1 protein-coding gene is annotated in these 228 nt (G+C 52.2%); it reads right to left on the bottom strand.

Translation table 11 applies throughout. From position 1 onward, the window contains the following. Positions 1 to 228 (bottom strand): hypothetical protein (locus BWI93_RS27925; RefSeq protein WP_176454279.1); only part of this gene is annotated, 228 nt, incomplete at both ends.

Below are 228 nucleotides of genomic sequence, written 5' to 3' on the forward strand. Positions count from 1 at the left end.
TTTCTGTGCGTTCCTTGAGTTCTCGTAGATAACCCGTCATATCCGTAGTCCGCTGAAGGACGGTAGGCGGCTTAAACTCAAGCTGTGGGACTTTTGGGAGGTCTATCGCTGGATGGTAGTCAATCGAGCCTTTGCTGACCTCTTTAGCTACGCCGTAGTACTCCCGGATGGCTACGTGCCGGGCTTTGGACTTCTCTACACCTCGTTGAAGTCCTAAGGGCTCCATTT

This window comes from Siphonobacter sp. BAB-5385 (genome assembly GCF_002261125.1).
Taxonomy (GTDB): Bacteria; Bacteroidota; Bacteroidia; order Cytophagales; family Spirosomataceae; genus Siphonobacter.